The following is an 8,033-nucleotide window of genomic DNA, read 5'->3' as shown; positions in this document are numbered from 1 at the left end:
CGGCAGTTAGCCGATGGTGGCGCCGTCGGCCAGCCAGGCTTCGCCGGTGTATTCCTTATCGAGGCCGGCCATGATGCGCAGCACGGTCGATTTACCAGCGCCGTTCGGGCCGAGAATACCGATCTTGGCGTCAGGGTAAAAGGAGAGATGGATATTCTCGAGAATTTTCTTGGCGCCATAGGCCTTATTCAGACCGGCCATATGATAAATGAACTGACGTGCCATAGCTTGGGTTACTCCACGGGCGGATAACATTGCGAATTGTGCCGCTATGTAGGCGAAAGCCCGCTCTCGGGCAACGGCGAAACCTTGTCCGAGAGCTATTTATCCGCTTCAGAGGGACCGCTAGACGTCAAAAACCGGCTGCATCCACCACGCCCTGATCGCAGCCGAACGACGTGCGGCCAGCACTCTGGATCAGATCCGCGAGCCGCGGCTCACTCCCTGGCGCGGGCTGAATGGCGTCTTCGGAGAGCCCAATCGTCAGTTCGGAGATCACACGCACCTTACCGACACGACGGCAGCTCATCTTCACCCGGTCGCTGGCGCCTTCGCCGAAGCTCTTATCGAAAGCGGCTTTGATCGTATCGGCGTCGAGCGTCTTGCCGATGTTCTGCACAAAGAGATCGCGCACGGCAGACGCATTGAGTTCATCGATCAAACCGGCGGCTCCACCGAAATAATCATCGGCACTGAGTTTGGTGCAGGTGCCATGCTTGATCCATTCATGCCGCTCCAGACCGGATTGCGTGCCCGGCATGACCTTATCCAGTGCAGCCTTGGTCTCCGCCGACAGTTCGACAGCCGGGAGGTCCTTCCAGTCGCTGCTGCGATCGGCCTGCTTCAGATCGTCGGAAACGTCGCAATATTCCTGTCGCATCGGCCAGAGGCCATGCAGCGAAAAATTCTTTGCGTCATGATTATCGGATGACTGGTTGCGGCACTCCGCTTTCTTCTGGTTCGTCTGGCAGAAAGCAGGCTCCCAGCTTGCCGCCAAAATGAACCGCGTCCGGCCCCGACTGTTCTCCTGCGCCACTGCACTCGCCGCCATTACCACCGACAGAACCGCGACCACCCATCCTCGAACCCAATGCCTCATTCCATGTCTCCAGATAGAACAATATGAGAACAAGAAAGCAGTTTGATCGACCGGACGCAACCCCGATTCAAAGACGTCACGGAGATTTATTTCTGTGCGCTTCGCCAACACTCCATTGCAATCCGTGAGGTGATAACCTTTCGTCTAGGTGCGGAGGAAATGCGCATGTTTGCCGAAACCAGGCATCTGGACAGCCCGACGGGCGCGACGCTCGCCTATCATCACCTGCCGGCGCGGGACGAAGCGCATGGCATTCTTCTCATCAGCCACGGTCTTGCCGAGCATTCCCGTCGCTACGAGGGCTTCGCCGAGGCCATGGCGGCACGCGGCTTTCATGTCTACGCCCATGATCATCGCGGCCACGGCGAGACAACGGCCGCCGATGCGCCGCTCGGCCGCTTTGCCCGGCGAGATGGCGTCGATATAATCATTGCCGATGTTCTGGCGATGCGCGAACTTGCCGCGACCGCCCATCCCGGCCTGCCGATCATCCTCTTCGGCCACTCCATGGGCGGGCTGATCAGCCTGAATGTGGCGGTGACGCATCCCGACAAGTTCGATGCCGTTACGGTCTGGAATTCAAACTTCAATCCCGGTCTCGCCGGGCGCGTGGCGCAGGTCATTCTGAAGACTGAACGCATGCTCAAAGGGTCGGACGTGCCGAGCGGGCTATTGCCGAAGCTGACCTTTGGCGTCTGGGGTAAATCGATCGCCGACCGGCGCACCGAATTCGACTGGCTGTCGCGCATCCCCGAAGAGGTGGACAAATATATCGCCGATCCGCTCTGCGGCTTCGATGCCTCGGTATCCCTGTGGCTGGACCTCTTCGAACTGACCTTCCGCGCACCGCAAAAGACCTATCTTGACCGGCTCCGGCGCGACATCCCGATCCATCTGGTGGGCGGCGGCCGGGACCCGGCAACGGATAATGGAAAGGCGATGTCCTGGCTGTCAAACCATTTGAAAAAGGCCGGCTTCTCGCATATTAGCCTGACCATCTATCAGGACATGCGCCATGAGACGCTGAACGAGATCGGCGCGGCCGCGGCCATTTCCGATTTTGCCGACTGGTGTCGGCAAGTGACGGCGAAGGCCTGACCCCTAAGGACTTTTCAAATGAATGCCACCGGCAGTTCCCTGCCCCGTTTTCGTCAGTCGGAGCTGACGTTCGGCCTGTTGATGATGTTCCTATCGGTGATCTTGTCACCGATCATCGACATTTTCGCAAAGCTTGCCGCCACCACAATTCCGCCGGCGGAAGTAACAGCCGCGCGCTTCATTTTTCAGTCGCTGTTCGCCTTGCCGATGATGGCGCTACGAGGACAATGGGGACTGTGGTCGCTGCGCCGAAGCGGCGTGCATGCCATTCGTGCCGCGGTGCTGACGCTGTCGATGGTTTCCTTCGTCACGACACTGCAGGTCATGGAAGTGGCCGACGCCATCGCCATTTTCTTCGTCGAGCCGATGATGCTGACCATCCTTAGCAGCATCTTCCTGAAGGAGACCATCGGCTGGCGGCGCTATACGGCGTGCGCCGTCGGTTTCTTCGGCGCAATGCTGATCATTCAACCAAGCTTCGCGGAGGTCGGTTTTGTCGCATTGCTGCCCGTCGTTACCGCGCTTTGCATCGCCGTCTACGTGATGATCACACGCGTCGTCTCGCATAGCGAAGATGCATGGCCGATGCAGTTCCAGACCGGCATCTGGGGTACAATCATCTGCCTCATTTTGCTTACGATCGGCCAGGACACGGGTTCGTCGATCATCGACCCCGTCGTACCGGACGGCATCGCCATGCTCCATCTGCTGGGTGTCGGCGTGTCTGCCGCTATCGCCGGCGTCCTCACCATCTATGCCTATCGATCCACCCCGGCCTCGACGCTGGCGCCGCTGCAATATTTCGAGATCGTCTCGGCGACGATCTTCGGCTGGCTGGTCTTCGGCAACTTCCCCGACCTGATCAAATGGGTCGGCATTTTCATCATCATCGGCTCCGGCCTCTATATTCTCTGGCGCGAGCGGCGCTTTGCTTCCAAGCCGGTATCCGATACATCTGAGGTCACTTTCACACCCTAGCCGCCATCCGGATCGACATGACAGCCAACAGCACCAAGAAACCGCCACTCACGGGTATCCGCGTTATCGAATTGGCCCGCGTTCTCGCCGGCCCCTGGGCAGGGCAGATGTTGGCCGATCTCGGAGCCGATGTCATCAAGGTGGAAAATCCCGATGGTGGTGACGATACGCGCCAGTGGGGGCCGCCCTTCGTCGAGGGCAAGGATGGAGAAAATCTCTCCGCCGCCTACTACCATTCCACCAATCGCGGCAAGCGTTCTGTTGTCGCCGATCTCAAGACCGAAGAGGGGCAGGAGCTGGTTCGCCGGCTGGTCCTGACCGCCGACGTGGTGATCGAGAATTTCAAGCTCGGCGGGCTGGTGAAATATGGCCTGGACTATGAGAGCCTGAGAAAGATCAATCCCAAGCTGGTCTATTGCTCGATCACCGGCTTCGGCCAGACCGGTCCCTATGCCGGCCTTGCGGGCTATGATTATATCGTCCAGGGCATGTCCGGCTTCATGTCGATCACCGGCGAACCGGACGGGCAGCCGATGAAGGCGGGCGTGGCGATCGCGGATATCTTCACGGGCATCTACGCCGTCTCCGCGATCGAAGCAGCGCTGATCCATGCACTGAAGACCGGTGAAGGTCAGCTTGTCGACATGGCACTCCTCGATGTGCAATCCGCCGTGCTTGCCAACCAGAACATGAACTACCTGATCTCCGGCAAGGCGCCGGTGCGCCTCGGCAATGCCCATCCCAATATTTCGCCCTACGAGGTCGTGCCGACCGCTGACGGCTATCTGATCCTTGCTATCGGCAATGACGGGCAATTCCGCCGCCTCTGCGCAATCCTTGGCATCGACTCGCATGCGGATGACGAACGCTATGCCACCAACAAGGCCCGCGTCGCCCATCGCCATGACGTCCGCGCCTTCATCTCGGCAAAAACACTGACATGGAACAAGGCGGATCTGTTGAAGGCCTGCGAGGACAATGCGGTGCCGGCCGGAGCGATCAATACGATCGAGGATATGTTCGCGGACCCGCAGATCAAGGCGCGCGGCTTGCGGATCGATCTTGAGGATGCTGTGGGTACCGTCATCCCGAGCGTACGTACGCCCGTGGTCCTGTCGGAGACGCCGCTGACCTACACGCGGCCGAGCCCGCGCCTTGGCGAACATCAGGAGGAGGTTCTGGCCGAATTGGCGGAACTGGAGGGAAAGGCAAAAGCATGAAACGGACTGGCGGCCAGCTCATCGTCGAAGCCCTGAAGGCAAACGGCGTGCAGCGCATTTCCTGTGTTCCCGGCGAGAGCTTTCTTGCCGTGCTCGACGCTTTGCATGACAGCGACATCAAGGTGCTCGTCTGCCGCCAGGAGGGTGGCGCGGCAATGATGGCGGACGCCTGGGGTCGGCTCACCGGCGAACCCGGCATTTGCATGGTCACCCGCGGCCCCGGCGCGACCAATGCTTCGGCTGGCCTGCACATCGCCCGGCAGGATTCGATCCCGATGATCCTCTTCATCGGCCAGGTGCAGCGGGACGCCCGCGAACGCGAGGCCTTCCAGGAAGTGGAATTCCGCCGCGCCTTCACCGAATTCGCCAAATGGGTCGGCGAGATCGATGACGCCGCCCGCATTCCGGAATTCGTCACCCGTGCCTTTGCCGTCGCGACATCTGGCCGGCCTGGCCCCGTTGTGCTGACCCTGCCCGAGGACATGCTGCGCGACGAGGTCGAAGCTCCACAGGCCAAGCCCTACACGCCGGTATCAGCCCATCCGGGAAGCAGCCAGATCGATGACCTGCACCAGCGCTTGCTCACGGCTGAGCGGCCGCTGGTCATTCTCGGCGGCACGCGCTGGGACGAGGATGCTGTTGCCGGTATCGAAAGCTTCGCCGAGCGTTTCAAGCTGCCGGTCGGCTGCTCTTTCCGCCGCCAGATGCTGTTCGATCATCTGCATCCGAACTATGTCGGCGATGTCGGCATCGGCATCAATCCGGCGCTGGCAAAGGAGGTCAGGCAAGCCGACCTACTGATCCTGCTCGGCGGCCGCTTCTCGGAAATGCCGTCTTCCGGCTATACGCTGATGGAGATCCCCTACCCGCAACAGCAGCTTGTCCATATCCATCCCGACCCCTCCGAGCTCGGTCGCGTCTATCGCCCGGATCTGGCGATCTGCGCCAGCCCGGCCGATTTCGTGGAGGCCCTGGCCGATCTCGAAGCACCAGCGGAGCCGCGCTGGGCAGAGCGGACGGAGCGCATGCATGCAGCCTATCTCGCCTGGTCGAAGACGCCGGAAACGAACCCCGGAGCCGTGCATATGGGCCGGATCATGGACTGGATCGAGGCTAATACGGCGGACGACACGATCTTCACCAACGGTGCCGGCAACTATGCCACCTGGCTGCACCGCTTCCATCGTTTCCGCCGCTTCAACACCCAGGCCGCTCCCGCCTCCGGTTCGATGGGCTACGGCCTGCCGGCAGCGGTTGCCGCCAAGCAGCTCTTTCCCGAGCGCGAGGTGATCTGCTTTGCCGGTGACGGCTGCTTCATGATGCACGGTCAGGAATTTGCGACCGCCGTCCAATATGGCCTGCCGCTGATCGCGCTGGTCATCAACAACGGCATGTACGGCACCATACGCATGCATCAGGAACGGGAATATCCCGGCCGTGTCAGCGCCACAGCGCTGAACAATCCGGATTTCGCCGCCTTGGCCCGCGCCTATGGCGGCCATGGCGAGACGGTGAAGGCAACGGAAGAGTTCGGTCCCGCCTTCGAGCGGGCGCGTGCCAGCGGCAAGCCGGCGATCATCGAGATCGTGCTCAATCCGGAAGCGATCACGCCTTCCCGCACTTTGACGGAAATCTCGCAAGCAAAAGGCCGGTGAGCTCTGGAGCATATTGTCCGCTTTCAAATTGAAAACGGACAATATGCTCCTACTCACCGGCCTTCCCAAAACGCGTCGGACCGAATTAGTCGATCGCGGCGGTGACGATGAACTCGACCTTGTACTTCGGCGCGGCAAGCTTGGCTTCGCTGGTGGCGCGAGCCGGCGTGTTGGCCGGATCGACCCAGGCTTCCCAGGCGGCGTTCATTTCGGCGAAGTCGGAGATATCGGAGAGATAGATCAGCGTCTGCAGGATCTTCGACTTGCTGGAGCCGGAAGCAGCCAGCAGGCGATCGACTTCGGCCAGAGCCGACTTGCACTGATCCGTAACACTTGCGCCTTCGCCAACCTGGCCGGCGAGGTAAACGGTGTTGCCGTGGATGACGGCGCCGCTCATGCGGGCTCCGACGTCGATACGCTTGATGCTCATGATTTCTCTCCTGATGTTGTCCGGTGACGGGTCACAAACGGGGCGCTGCTTATCAGCAACGCCCAAAAGCTCTTCTATGTTCGGGAAGCGGTCGCTCAGCCGCGAATATGATGCGTCTTCTGATAGATCGCGGTCGAGCGCGCGCCGGAGCGGCAATAACCGAGCATCGGACGCGGAAACTCGTCAAGCGCGTCGACCATGCCCTGCACGGCCTCTTCGGTCACGCCCATCGGCCCGACAGGCACATGGGTGATTTCGAGGCCAAGCTCCTTGGCGCGTGCTTCGATAACAGCGAACGGCGTCTGGTCCGGGCTTTCATTGTCCGGGCGATGGCAGACGAGCGACTTGAAACCCAATGCCTTGATCTGGTCGAGATCCTCCAGGCTGATCTGGCCGGAAACCGAGTATTCGTCGTCGATCGGGCGGATATCCATCGTTCGCTTCCTCTATAAAACCGAGGGCCATGATCTACGCCGCCACAAAGCGAGCGTCAACCGCTGAAGCCCCTCAGACGAAGGCAAAGTTGAGTGTAAAACTCCTGGCTTCGCCGGGCTGAAGAATGTTGAATTCGTCTGCTTCCTCCAGCTCGTCCCGCGACACCCAGCGATGCGATACGGGCTCGATGCCGAGGACATGCGCGGGCGCACGCTGATTGCGCCAGACCTGCAGGAACGGCAGCGTCTCCGTGCCGAACCGTACCCTCAGCGACTTGCCGCCGATGGCGGCGATCGGCCCGAGGCTCAGTTCGGACCAATCCTCACCTTTCCCCGCTGCCGGCACGCAGAAAATCCCGCCATGCTCCTCGCCGAAAGTCCAGGGAAAACCGCCATTCTCCAGCATCTGCCCGGAAAGGCGCACGCCGTCATCGAACCATTTGCCGCCGACATTCATGTGATACATCAAAAAGACCGGCATCGCTTCGCTGCTGGTGTTGACGACGCGATCCGTAAGCGAAACCTCGCCCGTCGCACCATCGATCCGCCAATGGCGCTCCAGCCGCGCCGTTCGACCTTCGGCGGTTAGGATATCGACATCGGCACGGCATTCGGCATTACCATTCTCGAACCGGGTCCAGAGAATCTTGGCCGGATGCGAGGAGAAAGAACCATGCAGCGGATAGCGCCTGCCCTCGAAAGCACCCGACATCGGCTGCGGATGACGGATGTGGTCCGGGCCGCAGGTGAAGAGAAAACCTTCCAGGGAATGATCGATGCGCGGGTCGCCGTCATCGGGAATGGCGCGTCCCGGCGCGAGATTGTTGCCGTCGACGACGCAGGCGCCGATATCCAGCACGGAGCCCTCGTCGAGCATCAGTTTCGGCCCCTTGGCCGCGGCAAAGTCGATCATGTCTCGCAATTCTCCCTGGTCGGCGTCTGATTGGCCACCCGTCCGAAAGTGGTCTCGAAATGGCGCGCGGCAAGAATAAATGGCGATTTCTCTTACCGAACGTTAACTTGACGCCTTCATCACACAAATTTTTATATTTTATTCAGCATGATAATCTTAAATTCCACACTAGTGTCAAAATTACCATGTGTGTGTCGGCCCAGCCA

General features: G+C 60.3%; 8 protein-coding genes and 1 pseudogene. 4 read left to right on the top strand and 5 right to left on the bottom strand.

What is annotated here, in order from left to right:
- Positions 1 to 9: 9 nt before the first annotated feature.
- A pseudogene (locus PMI03_RS13665) lies at positions 10 to 225 on the bottom strand (ATP-binding cassette domain-containing protein); the annotation flags it as partial.
- Between the two features lie 127 nt (positions 226 to 352).
- Complete coding sequence (locus PMI03_RS13660) at positions 353 to 1,099, bottom strand: ribonuclease T2 family protein (protein WP_007694095.1); 747 nt, start codon at positions 1,097 to 1,099, stop codon at positions 353 to 355.
- A 165-nt stretch (positions 1,100 to 1,264) separates the two neighbouring features.
- Between PMI03_RS13660 and PMI03_RS13655 the strand changes: the two genes are divergently transcribed.
- Genes PMI03_RS13655 through PMI03_RS13640 form a run of 4 tightly spaced genes read left to right on the top strand, consistent with a single transcriptional unit; the run spans position 1,265 to position 6,050 of the window.
- Positions 1,265 to 2,197 (top strand): alpha/beta fold hydrolase, encoded by a 933-nt coding sequence (locus PMI03_RS13655; RefSeq protein WP_007694093.1) that lies wholly within the window; start codon positions 1,265 to 1,267, stop codon positions 2,195 to 2,197.
- Positions 2,198 to 2,215: 18 nt separating this feature from the next.
- Positions 2,216 to 3,175 carry a DMT family transporter gene (locus tag PMI03_RS13650; protein WP_007694091.1) on the top strand — a complete coding sequence of 320 codons (960 nt, stop codon included), beginning with the start codon at positions 2,216 to 2,218 and terminating at the stop codon, positions 3,173 to 3,175.
- 17 nt (positions 3,176 to 3,192) lie between these two features.
- A complete protein-coding gene (locus tag PMI03_RS13645; RefSeq protein WP_007694089.1) occupies positions 3,193 to 4,395 on the top strand; it encodes a CaiB/BaiF CoA-transferase family protein in 1,203 nt (400 codons plus the stop codon).
- A complete protein-coding gene (locus tag PMI03_RS13640; RefSeq protein WP_007694087.1) occupies positions 4,392 to 6,050 on the top strand; it encodes a thiamine pyrophosphate-binding protein in 1,659 nt (552 codons plus the stop codon). The genes PMI03_RS13645 and PMI03_RS13640 overlap by 4 nt, the downstream gene beginning before the upstream one ends.
- An 85-nt stretch (positions 6,051 to 6,135) precedes the next feature.
- Here PMI03_RS13640 and PMI03_RS13635 read toward each other — a convergent pair whose 3' ends face one another.
- The 3 genes from PMI03_RS13635 to PMI03_RS13625 all read right to left on the bottom strand — a co-directional run bounded on the left by PMI03_RS13635 (position 6,136) and on the right by PMI03_RS13625 (position 7,827).
- On the bottom strand, positions 6,136 to 6,480 hold the full coding sequence (locus PMI03_RS13635) for a RidA family protein (RefSeq protein WP_007694086.1): 345 nt from the start codon (positions 6,478 to 6,480) through the stop codon (positions 6,136 to 6,138).
- Positions 6,481 to 6,575: 95 nt separating this feature from the next.
- Positions 6,576 to 6,914 (bottom strand): TIGR01244 family sulfur transferase, encoded by a 339-nt coding sequence (locus PMI03_RS13630; protein ID WP_007694084.1) that lies wholly within the window; start codon positions 6,912 to 6,914, stop codon positions 6,576 to 6,578.
- Between the two features lie 73 nt (positions 6,915 to 6,987).
- Positions 6,988 to 7,827, bottom strand: coding sequence for a DUF4432 family protein (locus tag PMI03_RS13625; protein ID WP_007694081.1), 840 nt, complete (start codon positions 7,825 to 7,827; stop codon positions 6,988 to 6,990).
- Positions 7,828 to 8,033 lie beyond the last annotated feature (206 nt).

The sequence above is a fragment of the Rhizobium sp. AP16 genome, assembly GCF_000281735.1.
Lineage (GTDB): Bacteria > Pseudomonadota > Alphaproteobacteria > Rhizobiales > Rhizobiaceae > Rhizobium > Rhizobium rhizogenes.
Note: the sequence above shows the minus strand (reverse complement) of the source record. Positions and strands in the feature narration are given on the sequence as shown.